Here is a 21282-nt window from a genome sequence, read left to right as displayed (position 1 = left end):
TTAGTGATAGGCATTTTAATAGATTTGTCAATATCTTCGTAACTGTTTTGGCAACCCTGTAAATCTAAAATTGGTAGTAATGATAAAAATTTGTAGAATTTGTTTATGGATTAGCATCTTGTTTTGTACCCAAATAAATGCTCAACAATTTATTGGAAATGGGGGAAGTATAAGAGATTTCAAAAATTTTGTTAGACCTGATACCTTTAATATTAAGATAAATGGGCTTCCCAAATTGATAAATTCAGCTTTTGGACTTTCAAAAGTTTGTTTTAATATCACTCATTCCAGAGCTTCTGATTTGAAAATTGAGTTAATATCTCCAAGCGGAATAAGCATTTGGTTGACCAATAGAAATGGGCGTGACAATGGACGTGATTATATGAATACGTGCTTTCGTTCTAATGGTTTTTCGGGATATATACACCAAGCCAATGCTCCTTTTGAGGGCGAATTTATACCAGATGGAAGGTTTAGTTTTTTGAATAACGGACAAAATCCAAATGGTACTTGGAAGTTATTAATCAGCGATTTGAGAGAAGAGGAGGTTGGTACGTTAAATTATATTTCCTTAGAATTTACCGAAAATCCAATGCCCAATCAAGAAGCAAGTCCTTGTTCATTTGAGAATCCAGAAGGATGTAAATGTGATACCAAAAGTAAAGATTGTGAGTTATTGCCTGATTTGATAATTCTGAAAAAGTTTACCGAACAACAAATAAAAGAATATCCCAAAGATGACCCTTATTATGGTGGACAGCTTCATTTTGCAGCCTCAATTTGTAATATTGGCGACGGACCGATGGAAACAAATGGTATGAGTGAGTGGTTGTGTGGAGATGAAAAAGTAGATTCATTGACCAAATGTGCTGATGGAAAGTATGCAAGACAAAAAGTATATCAACGTATTTACTCAAAAAAGGGAAATAAACTAACTTTTAAAGACCGACTGGCTGGCACTAATTATTTTGATGATAAACCTGGACATAATCATTTCCATGTGGATGATTGGGTAGAATTTAGGTTGGTTAAAGAAACAATCACTAAGAGAAAGAAAACGAAAACGTTGGTCGCCAAAGGTAGAAAAGTTAGTTATTGTTTGTTCGATTCTGGAGTTTGTAGCAATCGAGATAATTTGTGCGAGGAGAAAGGGAAAGTTTACGGGGAAAAGAATTTAAGCAATTATGGTTTAGGAAATTATACAGAATGCAAATCTAAAAAACAGGGCATAAGCGTTGGAGGATATGATACTTATGGAATGCTTTACGAAGGACAATTTATTCAACTTCCCAAAGGCTTAAAATCAGGTGAATATATACTCGAAATTGAAATAGACCCTAATCACATTTATAAAGAAAAAGATAGCACTAATAACACTTTTAAAATGAAAGTGCAGATTTCAAAGCAAGAATAACTACTTTAAAAGTCCTCCCTAAACTCCACTTTATGATTAGAGTTTAGGGGTTTTCTTTTGTCAACGAATTGAAACTTATAAAACAGTCTGTCAAACCATATTCATTAAATTTTCTTTGGCACTTTTTTTGAAAAAAGCATTTCCTTTTCAGTGAAACCATTTTTTAGTTATTGGTTTAAATATTTGATATTACATTAATTGCCTGTTGGTCAGTGTGTTAGGTGCGTATAGTTGGCTGGTACGATATTTTGGTATGCTATTTGTATAAGTAGTCTATGGGTTATAGTTTTTAATGATCTGTCATATTTAAAATACAATTCTTTCCAACCGCCATGAAGAAAGATTATACAAATCAATCCCTAACCAAAGGGTCATTTGCAGCTTACTGCTTATTACTTATTTTTAAAATCCTATCTATTCAGACTAAGGATTCCTTCCTCTTTGATTTTTATGTAAGAAAAACGAAATGGATTCACCATTCTGTATTCGTGATGGTTGTCATGTTACTGAGCAATGGAGTAGTTTTTCAATCCTATGCTCAATGTACAAGTTGTACTTATACAGCACCTTCAGGAGGGACAAATTTTAACTTTAACGGGAATGAAACACTTTGTATTACTGCCAATACGTCTAATTTGGGCTGGAATATGAATGGAAGTGGTAATAAAATTTGCCTTGCAACTGGTGTTGTTTGGGACCAACCATTTGGAGGAAACCTTCAAGCAGGTACAGTAATAGAACTTTATGGAACACTAAATTTGGGGAACGGATTTAACGTGAATGGAACACCGCCCAATGCTATCATTAATATACATCCAGGAGCAGTGCTTAATCATACAGGTGGTTTTGGCAATGGGATTACCATTAATAATGAAGGCACTATAAATTTTACAAGTACCTCTAATATTGGTGTCAACGGAAGTTTCATTTTGAATAATACATCAACAGGTATTGTAAACGCTCTTGCTACAACCAATTTTATGTTGGGAAGCAACGCTACCATCAATAATGACGGTTCAATTCACTTTGCCAATTTTGAAAATGAAGAAGGGTATTTGAATAATAATGCAACAGGTGTTTTTATTGTGGATAGAAGTATGAACAATCACGGAGCATTTATTAACAATGGTGATTTTCAACTTCCATGTAACACTTTAGCAGGTGCGGCAGGAGCAACCACTTGTAGCTTTAGAGTTGGTGATAAAGGAGTTGGTAAAGAGTTTATAACGAACACTTGTATTAAAGTGTTGAATGGTAATGTAACTTTTGATGGGCCTGGAACTTTGAATAGTGGTTTTGAAATTGGTGATGGCTATAATTTAATACTCAATAAAACAGTCTCAGGAACGGATGGCTCTTTCTTGGTAAAAGGTGGAACAAGTACCATTAATTTATCGGGAAGTTACATTGGTACTAATATGAAGTTCTATGATGTAAATACAGCAGGAAATAGTTTTGATTCAAATTTTGGAAATAATGCTTCAAGTTTTACGGTAAGTTCTTCGGCGGGTTGTAGTACAACACCTCCGCCTCCAGTCTGTTCAATATCAGGAGCTGTAAGTGATATATCTTGTCATGATAATGCAACATTAAGTTTAGCGACAGACGATTATATGACATTTTTTTTAACACCATCAGGTGGAAGTATTGGGACAAAATTTATTTTAACTGCAACTCAGGCTGGAAATCCGATAAATGTTACACTTCAAAATGGAAATCCCACGGATAGTTTGAGTTACGCCTATCCAACTCCACTTAGAACGCCTAATGGCTCTGCTGGTAATGGAAATATAATATTGACATTAACGGATAAAAATAATTCAACTTGTACTACCACTGTTACTATTACTGATTCTGGTTCTTGTGCCGTTGCAACTTGTTCAGGTACACCTCAAACAGTAAGTTATTCATTCCAAACACCATTTCAATTAACAGATTTAAATGCAGAACCTCTTATAATTCCACAATTTGATACTGGAGGTGGTACTCGTACTTTAACAAAAGTTGAATTGAAATATGGAATGCTTCAAGCAACCAATAGCCTCACAGAGAATACTGCGGCAACAGCTGCAAGTTTTAGACTTAGCCTAAATACGAATTCTATTATAGATTTTGGTTCAAGTATAATATTAGATGAAATCAATAATTATTCAACAGGAACAACTTCTATTACTTTGCCTGCTGGAATTACTGTTGGAGCGTCAGGTTCTTATGGTGGAGATATGACAGAACCTCCATCTTTAGTATTATCCACTTTAGCAGGTATGCAAAGTTGGTTAAGCCCATACATGGCAGATATTTATGGTGTATCTCCAATAACTGATGCTCGCTGGGTAACGCTTGCCACAGGAGTTGCCACAAATGATGATGACATATTTTACATCCCAACAAAGACGTTCTTTAATAAAGATAGCGTTACTTATACAACTCCAACTGATTTGGCTCAATTTATAGGAACAGGAAATTTACCATTATCTGCAACTACTATGAATGGAATAACAACAACTGGTGGAGGAGGTAATTTACGTACAAAACAGAATACCAAAGCTTATGCTTATGCAAGTGTTGAATATACTTATACTTGTAGTGCAACTTGTACTCCCCCAACTGCCGTTACTGCCAGCAGTAATTCACCCGTTATCGAAGGAGGTTCAATTACTTTAACATCCAGTTCAACAGGTGGTACAAGTTATGCTTGGACAGGTCCAAATAGTTTTAGCTCAACTTTACAAAACCCTACGATAAATTCATCAACGAGTTTAATGACAGGTATTTATACAGTAACTGTTACAAGTACAGGGACTTGTATGGCAACCGCTACGACTTCAGTTTCAGTGACAGCAAGTACACCAACTTGTACTCCTCCAACTGCCGTTACCGCCAGCAGTAATTCACCCGTTATCGAAGGAGGTTCAATTACTTTAACATCCAGTTCAACAGGTGGTACAAGTTATGCTTGGACAGGCCCAAATAGTTTTAGTTCAACTTTACAAAATCCTACGATAAATTCATCAACGAGTTTAATGACAGGTGTTTATACAGTAACTGTTACAAGTACAGGGACTTGTATGGCAACCGCTACCGTTAATGTAGTGGTAGAATGTGTAAAACCTACAATTACCGCAACCGTAACACAAGCAACTTGTAATGGAACAACAGCTAATAACAATGGCAAGATAAATTTTAGTGTAGTTAATGGTGATAAGTATGAAATAGTAGAAGGCTCAACTTTTTCTGGCACAGGAACATACTCATCTGCTATGTCAGTAAGTGGAGGAGGAGGTAGCCTATTAAATCTGGCAAATCCAACTGCTGCTAAACAATACACCATCAGAGTTTATAACGGAAATAATTCTTGTTTCACTGATAGGATGGTTACATTAAATCCAAAGAGTTGTGTTTTTGAATGTGAACCATTCAAGTGTTTAGATTTAAAAGTGAAAATTAATTAAGCTATCATTTGAAATTTAAAAAGACTTAACGCTAATGGTTGAGTCTTTTTTGATTTTAAAATTGTATTGAAGGAGGAGGATAATTTTATCAACTCCAAACAGATTTAGTTCATATTTATCCAGAAGCAACAAGTCGGAAAATTGTTTCTTAGGTTTCCTCCAAAAGTGAAAATCTGATTTGGCACTTTTTTTGAAAAGCCCAATATCTTATTTTTTGCACGTTATATGATTTTTATAAAGTTTTGATACGATTTATTTTGATTGTAAATGCTTTAAAATAAAGTATTTGCAGATTTTTTGATTTCATCGAGTAGTATATGGAAAATTTTGGTATGCTATTTGTCTATTAACAAAAGAGTCACAATTTTAACTGACTTATCATTTTTTAAATACAATTCTTTCCAACCGCCATGAAGAAAGATTATACGAATCAAACCCTAACCAAAGGGTCGTTTGCAGTTTCCTGCTTATTACTCATCTTTAAAATCCTATCTAATCAGATTAAGGATTTATTCCACTTTTATTTTTACAATAGAAAAAATAAATTAATTCACTATGTGAGTTCAATTTTGATTCTCGTATTGCTCAATTTGATGAGTAATACCGTACACGCACAAGTAGCAGGAAAGGTCTTTAAAGACTTTAATGCCAATGCGACTCAAGAAACATCTGCCGCTTTTACTGAACCAGGAATTGCAGGGGTTATTGTTACGGCTTATAATGCAGCAGGTGCATCAGTCGGAACGGCCACTACTGCTGCTGATGGTTCATATACTATCGCAGGGGCAAGCGGAAGTTTAAGAGTTGAATTTACTAATTTTCCTGTGGGTATCTATGAAGGGCCAGCTGGAACAAATAGTAAAACTTCAGTACAGTTTGTGACAGCACCAACTACTACTGCATCCTTAGGAATAAATTGTCCTGAAGATTATTGTAATACAGCCAATCCAAAATTGGTAACTGTTTGTTATGATAATGGTTCAGGTGCTGGAAATACAAATCCAGTTGTTGTTGGTATAAACTATACAGCTACTGGCTCTGGAACAAATACTTACCCAACCAGTAGCACTGCCGATAATATGGGGTCTATTTGGGGGGTAGCTTATGACAAAAAAACAAAGCTAAGTTACTTCAGTGCATTTCTAAAAAGACAAGCAGGTTTAGGAGATAGAGGCTTGGATGGTATATATGTTGTTAATTATTCAACTGCAACTCCTTCATTAGTTGGAGGTTTTGATTTAGAAGGTGTTGTTCCATCTAATGGTGGTTCAGCAATTTCATTTGGAAGTGTTACCAGAAACCTAATCGCTTCTGGTAGTGGAACGGGTGTTAATGATTTGTCAGCAGATAGAACGCAGGCTTCAAGAGATGCCGATGCTTATGCTAAAGTGGGTAAAGTTGGTTATGGTGATATTGATATTGACCAACTGAGAAATACCCTTTGGGCGGTAAACTTAAATGAGCGTTCTCTAATATCTATTGATATTTCTTCAAATGTTCATACCGCAACGATTCCAACAACTTTAGCTTCTGCTAAAATTAAAAGATTTTTTATCAATGGCACAACCGCTCCATTTATATCTGGAATCGGTACTTGTCCAAATGGAACAATGCGTCCTTTTGGATTGAAAATTTATAAAGACAAAGGTTATTTAGGAACTGTTTGTGATGGTGCAGGTTTGTCAACTGTTGATATGAGTGTAAATCAGAAGGCTTACGTTTATTCTTTTGACCTTGCCAATCCTACTACTTTTACTGAAGTAACAAGTGTTCCTTTAAATTATAATAGAGAACAGTCATGGGTGCCTTTTACACCTGCTCCTACCTTTGATGCCCTCGAATCAGATAACTGGCAAAGATGGATTGACACTTACACAGACCCAACAACTTTTGGCGATGCAGTAAACTCTACTAATGTAGATTTCAAAACAGGTATAAATGGTCTCTTCACTGGAGCTCCTCAGCCTATATTATCCGACATAGAGTTTTTACCAAATGGCGATATGGTATTAGGTTTTATAGATAGATTTGCTCATCAACAAGGCTGGTCAAATTATATTCCTACTTCATCAACCGTTTTGCGTAGTGCAGTAAGTCATGGAGATATTTTGTTGGCTTCAAAAACACCAACAGGTTTTGTTTTTGAAGGACCAAACGAAAATGACAATTTTACAACTCCAGCAGTTTCTGCGGCAGCACAATCAGGACAAGAATTAAATGATGGCCCTGCTGGTGGAGGTGAGTTTTTTTATAAAGATTATTATATCGGTTCAGATGCAACTCACCCAGAAACAGCTTTAGGTGGTTTAGCGGTTTTACCAGGTAGTAATGAAATTACTGCAATCTCTTTTGACCCTAATGCTTTCAACTCAATGGGAGTCAGATGGTTGAACTATAACACAGGTAATGAAACTCGTAATTATACAATTGTTGCTAATACGGGTGTTTCTAACTTTGGGAAAGGTTCGGCTTTAGGAGACGTTGAATTATTATGTAATCTTGCTCCAATCGAAATTGGAAATAGAGTTTGGAAAGATACTGATAAAGATGGTATTCAAGACCCAGGCGAATCTGCTTTGGTGGGTGTAACTTTGGTATTATACAATAGTTCAGGTGTTGCAGTTGATACAACGGTAACAGATGCGAACGGAAATTATATTTTCTCTTCTACCACAGACCCAGACGTTTTACCAAATACTTCATATCGAATTAGATTGGTAAACTTAGGTACAAATGCTTCGGTTAGTGGGTTATCATTAACAGATATTACGGTTGCACCAGGTGAAACATCAGGAACAAATACGGGTTCGAGTTTAGCCAATAATGATGCTTTTTTGTCAAGTAATATTCCTACAATCAACATTGTTACAGGTACTTGGGGAGAAAATAATCATACTTATGACTTTGGACTTGTTGCTTGTACAAAACCAAGTTTAACGTTCAGTTTTACTAAAGCAACTTGTACAAACGGAGTGATTAATAATAATGCTTCACTTACTGTATCGCCAGTAGGAGCAGATAAAATAGGCTTGTCATTTGGTGGTACGTCTTATGGAGGACCTTCTTATGCTTATGCCGCTACTAATTTTACATTGCCATTACCTAATAAAAATACAGATTCTACCAAAGTTTGGATTCGTGTTTTTGCAGGATTAGATAGAAGTGGTTGCTTTAAAGATACTTCTTTTGTATTGCCTCCAACAATTTGTCCAATTCCAAAACCATGTAATGCAGCAGCTGGAGAAATAGGTGGTAATGTATTTAGAGATTTTAATAATACAGGTACGAAAGATACCCTTGAGGTTGGTTTAGCAGGTATTCCTGTAAAAGTGTTTGATTGTAATGGTGTATTGTTAGGAACAACTGTTACTGATGCCTTCGGTAATTATTCTTTTGCAGGAATGCCATCAGGTAAAGTAAGAGTTGAATTTGGAGCTATTCCAGCACCTTACAAACCTTCACAAAGTGGTACTGATAATGCAACAACTACTCAGTTTGTGACTGCACCTGATTGTAGTGTGGATTTAGGAGTTAATAACCCTAATGAATACTGTCAGCAAAATCCAAATTTAGCCACAGTTTGTTATGTTGTCGGAAATCCATTAGCAGTAGGTTTTCCAACAAATGGAGGAGCTAATGATGCTTTGGTTACTACAAAATACGATTTTGTATCTGGTGTTAATCACGATGTAAAATATAGTGATATGGGTTCTACTTGGGGTATCTCATACAACAAATTGACTCAAAAACTATTTACTTCTGCTTGGGTTAAACGCCATACAGGACTTGGTACATTGGGTGCAGGAGGAATTTATGTTATTGATTACTCAGGTGGTGATCCATCAGTAACGCCACCAACTAAAAGCGATTTCCTTGATTTAGCAGCTTTAGGTGTAAATGTCGGAACGGTTGCCTCAAATACTACTCGTGGATTGACAGGTGCATCTAATATAGCAACGATGGACTCAATCGGTTGGTATGCCACTGGAAAGGTTGGTTTAGGTGATATTGATATTTCAGATGATTATAATTCATTGTTTACAGTAAGTTTGGCAACTAAGAAAATCGTTAAAATTGATTTAACAGCTTATAATACAACTGGAGTAAAACCAACGGCAGGCAATATTGTAACTCTTCCAGACTTTCCAAATACTGGCTGTACAGGTGGAGAAAGTCGTCCATTCGGATTGAAATATCATGAAGGGAAACTATTTGTAGGCGTGGTTTGCGATGGTTCGGTAAGTGGTTTATTATCAGATGTTAAGGCAACTGTTTATGCTTATGATTTTACAAGTTCGAGTTGGTCAACAGCCGTAAATACTTTCCCTTTAGATTATCGTAGAGGTGCAGTCCATAATTCTGGGTGTCAGTTTTGGATTCCTTGGAGTGATGACCCAGCCAAAGTAGCAGTCACACAAGGACCTTCATTCAATGGTCGTTGTTTTCCACAACCTTTACTTTCAGATATTGAATTCGATGTAGATGGTTCAATGGTTTTAGGCTTTGCTGATAGAGGGGCTCACATGATGGGTGGGAAACAACCAATTATAGATAATCCTTCAGTATTAGTTACGGGAGTAAATGGTGGAGATGTTTTAAGAGTATATAATAATAATGGAACATTTGTACTTGAAAATCAAGGCTCAACACTTGATGGAGGTGGTGCAGGTTATAATTTTCAAGGTCCAGGAAATGGAGAATATTATGCGGATAACTTCCCAAGTCACCAAAATACTTCTTTAGGAGGTTTAGCTATCTTGGCAGGTTCAAATGAAGTAGTTTATACGAGTATTGACCCATCAAGATTTGAGTCGGCAGGTTATAGACGTGCCAGCAACACAACTGGTCAAACGCTAAAAGCTTTTGAACTTTATTACACACCTGCAACAGGAAGTGAAGGTACATTTAATAAAGGAGCTGGTTTAGGTGATGTTGAGTTATTATGTAATATTCAGCCTATTGAAATTGGAAATAGATTATGGCTTGATTTAGATAATGATGGCGTTCAAGACCCATGTGAAAATCCATTGGCGAATGTTTCGGTAAGTTTATATGATAAATTAGGAAATTTGGTTGCTCAGACAACTACTGATGCTAATGGAACCTATTATTTCAATGCAGCAAATGTAGTTGATACCTTAGGTACAACGAAACCAAATATTTTAGGGCCACAAGCCAATACAGATTATTTTGTAGTGGTTGGAAAAGAGGATAGTAGTTTTGATAAAACAAAATCTATGCTTTCTTCTGGTTCGGCTAAGTTAAATTTAACAGTAGCCAATAGCACACAAAGTAATGGAAACGACCAAAATGATAGCGATGGACAAACTTCTGGAGTTGTAGGTATTCCTTCTGCTCTGAATGGTTATCCAGTAATTGCAGTGACAACTCCTTTAAGTGGTTCAAATCATACTTATGACTTTGGATTCACTTGTAAACCTGTCATCACTGCCACGCCTAAAAAACAAACAGTTTGTGGTACAGGTACAGCAAGTGCATTTACCAGAAAAACGGTGATAGGATATGTTTCATCTCAACAATGGTATGGACCACTAACGGATACAACTTCTGCTTTCACAACAAAAATTGCAGGTGCGGTTGATTCAACCTATACGCCATCAACTTTACCAGCAGCAGGTCAAACAAGATACTACGCAGTGATTGCTCGTAATGGAGATTCACTATGTGCTGATACTGCTTTTGTTGCTCTGACAGTTTCGTCAAAAATCGTATTGCAAGCAACTCCAACAAATGCTTTATGTAGCAATGGCGGAGGCTCTATTTCAACAGCAGTATCTGGTGGTACTTCTCCTTATACTTATTTGTGGAGTAATGGAGCAACAACCTCTTCCATTTCAAATGTTGCAGCAGGTTCTTATCAAATTACGGTAACTGATGCAGGCGGATGTACAGCAGATACAACATTAGTATTAACGCAACCAGATTCATTGAATTTGTCATTATCAACCATGAATGTTACCTGTAATGCAGGAACTGACGGTGGTTTAAGCAGTATGTTGTCGGGCGGGAAAGCACCTTATACCTATGAATGGTATAATGGCTCAAGCACTTCAGGATTGTTCTTTTCAAATAATCCATCTGTAACAGGTTTAACCGCAGGTACATATACCTTAAAAGTGATTGATGCAAATGGATGTTTTAAAGCACAAACAATTAGTGTAACGCAACCGATAAAAATAAATGTAGCTCAATCTCAAAAAGACAACATTTGTTTCGACCAAAGTAAAGGCGAAGTTTATGTTAAAATTGGTGGAGGAACTCCTCCAATAAACATCAAATGGAATGTTGATGGAGTTCATAATCCAGCTTATGATGGACTTGATACTTTGAGAAACTTAAGAGCAGGTATTTATGAATTGGTTTTAACTGATGCAAACGGATGTGTTACAACGGTAAAAGATACACTTGTTCAACCAGATTCATTACACATTGCCTTTACTAAAACGGATGGTTTATGTTCAAATGGTAATAAAGGAAGCATCAATACAAACGTAACAGGTGGTGTTGCTCCATATTCATATAGTTGGTCAAACTCAGAAGCAACCGCCAATGTAACTAATTTAGTAACTGGCAATTACAAATTAGTAGTGACAGATGCTAAAGGTTGTAAAGATTCAATTACCGTATTTATTGATGAAGAAGATTGTAGAGTTGACGTTGCCTTGAAAAAGACGGTCGTTGGTGTTTGTGAACGAAAAGTTGGCGATAGCATAACCTTTAATGTAGTTGTTTCTCGGAAAGATACAACATCACAAACCACCACAGTAATTGTAAAAGACCAAATTTCGTCATCGTTTTTAATTACGGCATCAACTTCAACAAAAGGTAGTTTTGATGTTTCAACTGGACTTTGGTCGGGTATTGCCTTAGCCAAAGGTGATTCTGCAACTTTAACGGTAACAGCCACAATTAAGGCAGGAGCAACAGGTTTATTATGTAATCAGGCATACGTAGATTACATGGACAAATTAGATATTGATTCTCAAGCAGGAAATTTACACCCCGCAGAAGATGACATTTCGTATGCCTGTGTAACTGTACCAATTGATTTATGTAAAGCTGACGGTCATTCAGTTACCTTAACAACGCCAGATTCTTTATCAAGTATTAAATGGTTTAAAGATGGTGTTGAATTAACAGCTGAGGCTGGTAATGCTTCAATAACTGTTTCAGATGCAGGTTCTTATACTTATACAGGAACAACAAATGGTACCAATTGTCAAGTAGGAAATTGTTGTCCAGTAATTATTAAAGATGCTTGTTATGGTTCAATCGGTGATTATGTTTGGAACGATAATAATATCAACGGAAAACAAGATGGTGGGGAAACGCCAGTAGCAGGAGTTAAAGTTTATTTATTAGACGGAACAACAGGAGCAAAATTAGATTCAGCAATTACTGATATTAATGGTAAATATTTGTTCGACAGTTTATTAACAGGTACTTATAAAGTTCAATTTGTTGAGCCAATAGGGAAGGACTTTACCCCGCCAAATACAGGTGGAGATGCCACAATAGATAGCGATGCAGGAACAAATGGAACGAGTGGTTTAGTTACGATTGATACGACTAAGCCTTCAACAGATTTGCTAAGAAATAATTTAACGATTGATGCAGGTATTATTCCACAATACGGTTCAATCGGTGATTATGTTTGGACAGACCAAAACAATGACGGACAACAATCGGCAGGAGAATTACCAATTGCAGGTGTAACAGTTTATTTATATGATGGTACTGGTAGTACAAAATTGGATAGTGCAGTGACAGATACCAACGGTAAATATTTATTTGATAGTCTATTAGATGGAAGTTACCTTGTTCAATTTGTAGCACCAACAGGAACAATAGCCTCGAAACAAAATACAGGAGCAGACGTAACAGATTCAGATGCGAATAAATTAGGATTTAGTCAGGTTGTCAATATTGATACGACAAAACCAACGACTGATACACTACGTAACAATCCACAAATAGATGCAGGATTTGTACCAGTAGGAAGTTTAGGAGATTATGTATTTGCAGATAAGAATGGCAATGGTACACAAGAAGCAACCGACACGCCAATAGCAGGAATTAAAGTTTACTTGACTGATAATGCAGGCGTAAAATTAGACTCAACGATAACGGATGCGACAGGTAAATACTTATTTGATAGCTTATTAGCAGGAACATACAAAGTACAATTTGTAATTCCATCGGGCAGTGAAGCAACGGCTAAAACCGCAGGAGCAGATACCGCAAAAGATAGCAATATCAACCCTGATGGCACAACGGATGCCGTAACAATCGACACGACTTTACCATTAGGCAACGTTGGAAGAGATAATACGACAGTTGATGCAGGTATCGTTCCAGCTTATGGCTCAATCGGTGATTATGTTTGGACAGACCAAAACAATGACGGACAACAATCGGCAGGAGAGTTACCAATTGCAGGTGTAAAAGTTTACTTATACGATGCAACGGGAACAACGAAGTTAGACAGTACGGTAACTGATGCAACAGGAAAGTATTCATTCGATAGTTTATTGACAGGTGGATACAAAGTACAATTTGTAGCACCAACAGGAACAATTCCATCGAAACAAAATACAGGAGCAGACGTAACAGATTCAGATGCGAATAAATTAGGATTCAGTCAAGTAGTGAATATCAACACAGCTTTATTAGCGACTGATACTTTAAGAAATAATCCACAAATAGATGCAGGTTTCGTACCAGTAGGAAGTTTAGGCGATTATGTATTTGCAGATAAAAATGGAAACGGTACACAAGAAGCAACCGATACGCCAATAGCAGGAATTAAAGTTTACTTGACCGACAATGCAGGAGTTAAATTAGATTCAACATTAACGGATGCAACAGGTAAATACTTATTTGATAGCTTATTAGCAGGAACATACAAAGTACAATTTGTAATTCCATCGGGCAGTGAAGCAACGACCAAAACCGCAGGAGGTGATATTACAAAAGATAGCAATATCAATCCTGACGGAACGACGGATGCGGTAGTAATTGATACAACTTTACCATTAGGCAACGTTGGCAGAGATAACCCAACAGTTGATGCAGGTATCGTTCCTGCTTACGGTTCAATCGGTGATTATGTTTGGACAGACCAAAACAATGACGGACAACAATCGGCAGGAGAATTGCCAATTGCAGGCGTAAAAGTTTACTTATACGATGCCACAGGCACCACGAAGTTAGACAGTACGGTAACAGATGCGACAGGAAAGTATTTATTCGATAGTTTATTGACAGGTGGATACAAAGTACAATTTGTAGCACCAACAGGAACAATTCCATCGAAACAAAATACAGGAGCAGATGTAACAGATTCAGATGCAAATAAATTAGGATTCAGTCAAGTTATCAACATTGATACAACAAAACCAACGACTGATACTTTAAGAAACAATCCGCAAATAGATGCAGGTTTCGTACCAGTAGGAAGTTTAGGCGATTATGTATTTGCAGATAAAAATGGAAACGGTACACAAGAAGCGACCGATACGCCAATAGCAGGAATTAAAGTTTACTTGACCGACAATGCAGGAGTTAAATTAGATTCAACATTAACGGATGCGACAGGTAAATACTTATTTGATAGCTTATTAGCAGGAACATACAAAGTACAATTTGTGATTCCATCGGGCAGTGAAGCGACGACCAAAACCGCAGGAGGTGATACCACAAAAGATAGCAATATCAACCCTGATGGCACAACGGATGCCGTAACAATCGACACTACCTTACCATTAGGCAATGTAGGTAGAGATAATCCAACGATAGATGCAGGTATCGTTCCAGCTTACGGTTCAATCGGTGATTATGTTTGGACAGACCAAAACAATGACGGACAACAATCAGCAGGAGAATTACCAATTGCAGGTGTAAAAGTTTACTTATACGATGCCACAGGCACCACGAAGTTAGACAGTACGGTAACAGATGCAACAGGTAAATATTTATTCGATAGTTTATTGACAGGTGGATACAAAGTACAATTTGTAGCTCCAACAGGAACAATTCCATCGAAACAAAATACAGGAGCAGACGTAACAGATTCAGATGCCAACAAGTTAGGATTCAGTCAAAATATTATCATTGATACGACAAAACCAACGACTGATACACTACGTAACAATCCACAAATAGATGCAGGATTTGTACCAGTAGGAAGTTTAGGCGATTATGTATTTGCAGATAAAAATGGAAACGGTACACAAGAAGTAACCGATACGCCAATAGCAGGAATTAAAGTTTACTTGACCGACAATGCAGGAGTTAAATTAGATTCAACATTAACGGATGCGATAGGTAAATACTTATTTGATAGCTTATTAGCAGGCACTTACAAAGTACAATTTGTGATTCCAGCGGGTAGCGAAGCAACGGCTAAAACAGCAGGAGCAGATACCGCAAAAGATAGCAATATCAACCCTGATGGCACAACGGATGCCGTAACAATCGACACGACTTTACCATTAGGCAATGTAGGTAGAGATAATCCAACGATAGATGCAGGTATCGTTCCAGCTTACGGTTCAATTGGTGATTATGTTTGGACAGACCAAAACAATGACGGACAACAATCAGCAGGAGAATTACCAATAGCAGGTGTAAAAGTTTACTTATACGATGCCACGGGAACAACGAAGTTAGACAGTACAGTAACAGATGCAACAGGAAAGTATTTATTCGATAGTTTATTGACAGGTGGATACAAAGTACAATTTGTAGCCCCAACAGGTACAATTCCATCGAAACAAAATACAGGAGCAGACGTAACAGATTCAGATGCGAATAAATTAGGATTCAGTCAAGTTATCAACATTGATACAACAAAACCAACGACTGATACACTACGTAACAATCCACAAATAGATGCAGGTTTCGTACCAGTAGGAAGTTTAGGAGATTATGTATTTGCAGATAAAAATGGCAATGGCACGCAAGAAGCAACCGATACGCCAATAGCAGGAATTAAAGTTTACTTGACCGACAATGCAGGAGTTAAATTAGACTCAACATTAACGGATGCGACAGGTAAATACTTATTTGATAGCTTATTAGCAGGCACTTACAAAGTACAATTTGTAATTCCATCGGGCAGTGAAGCAACGGCTAAAACAGCAGGAGCAGATACCGCAAAAGATAGCAATATCAACCCTGATGGCACAACGGATGCCGTAACAATCGACACGACTTTACCATTAGGCAACGTTGGCAGAGATAACCCAACAGTTGATGCGGGTATTGTACCAGCTTACGGTTCAATCGGTGATTATGTTTGGACAGACCAAAACAATGACGGACAACAAACCGCAGGAGAAAACCCAATTGCAGGTGTAAAAGTTTACTTATACGATGCCACAGGCACCACGAAATTAGACAGTACAGTAACAGATGCGACAGGTAAATATTTATTCGATAGTTTATTGACAGGTGGATATAAAGTACAATTTGTAGCTCCAACAGGAACAATTCCATCGAAACAAAATACAGGAGCAGACGTAACAGATTCAGATGCCAACAAGTTAGGATTCAGTCAAAATATTATCATTGATACGACAAAACCAACGACTGATACTTTAAGAAACAATCCACAAATAGATGCAGGTTTCGTACCAGTAGGAAGTTTAGGAGATTATGTATTTGCAGATAAAAATGGAAACGGTACACAAGAAGCAACCGATACGCCAATAGCAGGAATTAAAGTTTACTTGACCGATAATGCAGGAGTTAAATTAGATTCAACATTAACGGATGCGACAGGTAAATATCTATTTGATAGCTTATTAGCAGGCACTTACAAAGTACAATTTGTAATTCCATCGGGTAGCGAAGCAACGACCAAAACCGCAGGCGGTGATATTACAAAAGATAGCAATATCAACCCTGATGGCACAACGGATGCCGTAACAATCGACACAACTTTACCATTAGGCAACGTTGGCAGAGATAATACGACAGTTGATGCAGGTATCGTTCCTGCTTACGGTTCAATCGGTGATTATGTTTGGACAGACCAAAATAATGACGGACAACAATCGGCAGGAGAATTACCGATAGCAGGTGTAAAAGTTTACTTATACGATGCAACAGGCACCACGAAATTAGACAGTACGGTAACTGATGCAACAGGAAAGTATTTATTCGATAGTTTATTGACAGGTGGATACAAAGTACAATTTGTAGCTCCAACAGGAACAATTCCTGCTAAACAAAATACAGGAGCAGATGTAACAGATTCAGATGCGAATAAATTAGGATTCAGTCAAGTGGTGAATATCAACACAGCTTTATTAGCGACTGATACATTACGTAACAATCCACAAATAGATGCAGGATTTGTACCAGTAGGTTCAATTGGAGATTATGTATTCAATGATAAAGACAACTCAAATACTCAGACCGCAGGAGATACTCCAGTAGCAGGTGTTAAAGTTTACTTATTGAACGGAGCAGGAGTTAAAATTGATTCAACAGTAACTGATGCAAGTGGTAAATATTTGTTTGACAGTTTAGTAGCAGGAACTTATAGTGTTCAATTTGTGAAACCAACAGGTATGAATTTCGTAACACCAACACAAGGCGGTGACCCAACGAAAGACAGTGATGTGAATGCAACAACAGGCACATCATCGCCAGTAGTAATTGACACGACACAACCATTAGGTAATGTAGGCAGAGATAACACAACGGTAGATGCAGGCTTGAAAGGAATTCCACAATACGGTTCAATTGGTGATTATGTTTGGACAGACCAAAACAATGACGGACAACAAACCGCAGGAGAATTACCAATAGCAGGTGTAAAAGTTTACTTATACGATGCAACGGGAACTACGAAATTAGACAGTACGGTAACTGATGCAACAGGAAAGTATTTATTCGATAGTTTGTTAACAGGTGGATACAAAGTACAATTTGTAGCACCAACAGGAACAATAGCCTCGAAACAAAATACAGGAGCAGATGTAACAGATTCAGATGCTAATAAATTAGGATTTAGTCAGGTTGTCAATATTGATACGACAAAACCAACGACTGATACACTACGTAACAATCCACAAATAGATGCAGGTTTCGTACCAGTAGGAAGTTTAGGCGATTATGTATTTGCAGATAAGAATGGCAATGGTACACAAGAAGCAACCGATACGCCAATAGCAGGAATTAAAGTTTACTTGACTGACAATGCAGGAGTTAAATTAGATTCAACATTAACGGATGCGACAGGTAAATATCTATTTGATAGCTTATTAGCAGGCACTTATAAAGTCCAATTTGTAATTCCATCGGGTAGCGAAGCGACGACTAAAACAGCAGGAGCAGATACCGCAAAAGATAGCAATATCAACCCTGATGGCACAACGGATGCCGTAACAATCGACACGACTTTACCATTAGGCAACGTTGGCAGAGATAACCCAACAGTTGATGCAGGTATCGTCCCAGCTTACGGTTCAATCGGTGATTATGTTTGGACAGACCAAAACAATGACGGACAACAATCGGCAGGAGAATTGCCAATAGCAGGTGTAAAAGTTTACTTATACGATGCCACGGGAACAACGAAATTAGACAGTACGGTAACTGATGCAACAGGTAAATATTTATTCGATAGTTTATTGACAGGTGGATACAAAGTACAATTTGTAGCACCAACAGGAACAATTCCATCGAAACAAAATACAGGAGCAGATGTAACAGATTCAGATGCGAATAAATTAGGATTCAGTCAAGTTATCAACATTGATACAACAAAACCAACGACTGATACACTACGTAACAATCCACAAATAGATGCAGGTTTCGTACCAGTAGGAAGTTTAGGAGATTATGTATTTGCAGATAAGAATGGAAACGGCACACAAGAAGCAACCGACACGCCAATAGCAGGAATTAAAGTTTACTTGACCGACAATGCAGGCGTAAAATTAGATTCAACATTAACGGATGCGACAGGTAAATACTTATTTGATAGCTTATTAGCAGGCACTTACAAAGTACAATTTGTAATTCCATCGGGCAGTGAAGCAACGGCTAAAACAGCAGGTGCAGATACCGTAAAAGATAGCAATATCAACCCTGATGGCACAACGGATGCCGTAACAATCGACACGACTTTACCATTAGGCAACGTTGGCAGAGATAATACGACAGTTGATGCAGGTATTGTTCCAGCTTACGGTTCAATCGGTGATTATGTTTGGACAGACCAAAATAATGACGGACAACAAACCGCAGGAGAATTGCCAATTGCAGGTGTAAAAGTTTACTTATACGATGCCACAGGCACCACGAAGTTAGACAGTACGGTAACGGATGCGACAGGTAAATATTTGTTCGATAGCTTATTGACAGGCGGATACAAAGTACAATTTGTAGCTCCAACAGGAACAATTCCATCGAAACAAAATACAGGAGCAGACGTAACAGATTCAGATGCCAACAAGTTAGGATTTAGTCAAGTGGTGAATATCAACACGGCTTTATTAGCAACTGATACTTTGAGAAACAATCCACAAATAGATGCAGGTTTTGTACCAGTAGGTTCAATTGGAGATTATGTATTCAACGATAAAGACAACTCAAATACTCAGACCGCAGGAGACACTCCAGTAGCAGGTGTTAAAGTTTACTTATTGAATGGAGCAGGAGTTAAAATTGATTCAACAGTAACGGATGCAAGTGGTAAATATTTGTTTGACAGTTTAGTCGCAGGAACTTATAGTGTTCAATTTGTGAAGCCAGCGGGTGTTGATTTTGTAACACAAAATGTAGGTGTTGAATCGACGGACAGTGATGTAAATACAACAACTGGAAAATCTGACCCTGTTGTGATTGATACAACCAAACCAATTGGTGACCCTGCAAGAAATAACAGAGATGTTGATGCAGGAGTTAAACCACAGTACGGTTCAATTGGAGATTTTGTTTGGACTGATGTAAATAATGACGGTATCCAAGTACCAAGTGAGTTGCCAATTCCAGGTGTGAAAGTTTATCTATACAACGGAGCAGGAACGGTTAAACTTGATTCAGCAATAACGGATGCCAACGGTAAGTATTTATTCGATAGTTTATTAACGGGTTCTTATAAAGTGAAATTTGTTGCTCCAGTAGGAACAATTCCAGCGAAACAGAATATCGGAAATGACTTGATGGATAGCGATGCAAATAAATTAGGATGGAGTCAGGTTGTGAATATCAATACAGCATTATTGCCAAGTGATACGTTACGCAACAATCCAAATGTTGATGCAGGTTTCGTACCAGTAGGTTCGCTCGGAGATTATGTATGGTTTGATGTGAACAAAGATGGTTTACAAACAACTGGCGAGCCAGCCGTGAAAGGGGTAAAAGTTTATTTGATAAATGGAACAACAGGAGCTAAATTAGATTCGACTGTAACTGATGCAAATGGTAAATACTTATTTGATAGTTTATTATCAGGTTCGTATAAAGTTCAATTTGTAGCACCAAAAGATACCAACTTCACAGTGAAAGGAGCAACGCCAACCTCAGGGTTGGATAGCAATCCTAATGCAACTACTGGTTTGACTGATGCAGTTACAATTGATACGTCATTCCCATTAGGAAATGCAGCGAGAGATAATCGTTCGGTAGATGCAGGTTTGACTATCAATTTAGGCTCAATTGCAGGTAAAACATTTGATGATAACGATAAGAGTGGAACTCAAAATACAGGTGATGTTGACCGTTCAGGCGTGAAGGTTTACTTGTACAAAGAGACAACCCCAGGTGTTTATGTGAAAGCTGATTCAGTAGTGACGGATTCTCAAGGAAATTATAAGTTCAATAACTTGACATCTGCTAACTACCAAGTTCAGTTTAATAAACCAACTGGAACAACTTATACAACACCAAATGTAGGTGACGATACGAAAGACAGCGATGCAAATCCAGCGGACGGTAGAACAGGTATTATCAATATTAATACGAATTTACCAGAAACAGATTTAGGACGTAATAGCAAATACAATGATGCAGGATTTACACCAATTCCTGATAATTGTAAAGATGAGATTTGTGTTCCTTTTGAAATTAAAAAGGTTAGAAAATAGAAAACTTGATTGTTAATAAAATAACCTCAGCTCGAAAGGGCTGAGGTTTATTTTTTTATGCCCCAAACAACGAACTACTCCTTACTTATTTTCACTAAACATCAATTTTGGCATACCTTTTGTGAATATATACTTATCAAATAGTTTCGATAGCGTGCCAAAAATAAAGAACCGCAAAAATTCTTTTATCGAAACAAAAAATCTCATCTTTTTCCCGCCAGAAGTAAGGTGTTTTCATAGAACTATTGTGCCTTTAGAGTACAATCTCTGTGAAAATATGAATAAGTATTTC

General features: G+C 37.4%; 3 protein-coding genes. All 3 read left to right on the top strand.

All coding sequences use genetic code 11. The features are described from left to right. Positions 1 to 79 precede the first annotated feature (79 nt). On the top strand, positions 80 to 1414 hold the full coding sequence (locus tag VB796_RS01695) for a proprotein convertase P-domain-containing protein (protein ID WP_323344775.1): 1335 nt from the start codon (positions 80 to 82) through the stop codon (positions 1412 to 1414). 332 nt (positions 1415 to 1746) lie between these two features. Continuing rightward, a complete protein-coding gene (locus VB796_RS01690; protein WP_323344774.1) occupies positions 1747 to 4866 on the top strand; it encodes a choice-of-anchor E domain-containing protein in 3120 nt (1039 codons plus the stop codon). Between the two features lie 593 nt (positions 4867 to 5459). Next, positions 5460 to 20990: an SdrD B-like domain-containing protein gene (locus VB796_RS01685; RefSeq protein WP_323344773.1), complete on the top strand. Its 15531-nt coding sequence runs from the start codon at positions 5460 to 5462 to the stop codon at positions 20988 to 20990. Positions 20991 to 21282 lie beyond the last annotated feature (292 nt).

Source organism: Arcicella sp. LKC2W (genome assembly GCF_034931005.1).
Taxonomy (GTDB): Bacteria; Bacteroidota; Bacteroidia; order Cytophagales; family Spirosomataceae; genus Arcicella.
The sequence above is the reverse complement of the archived record's forward strand: the minus strand, read 5'-3'. Positions and strand labels throughout refer to the sequence as shown.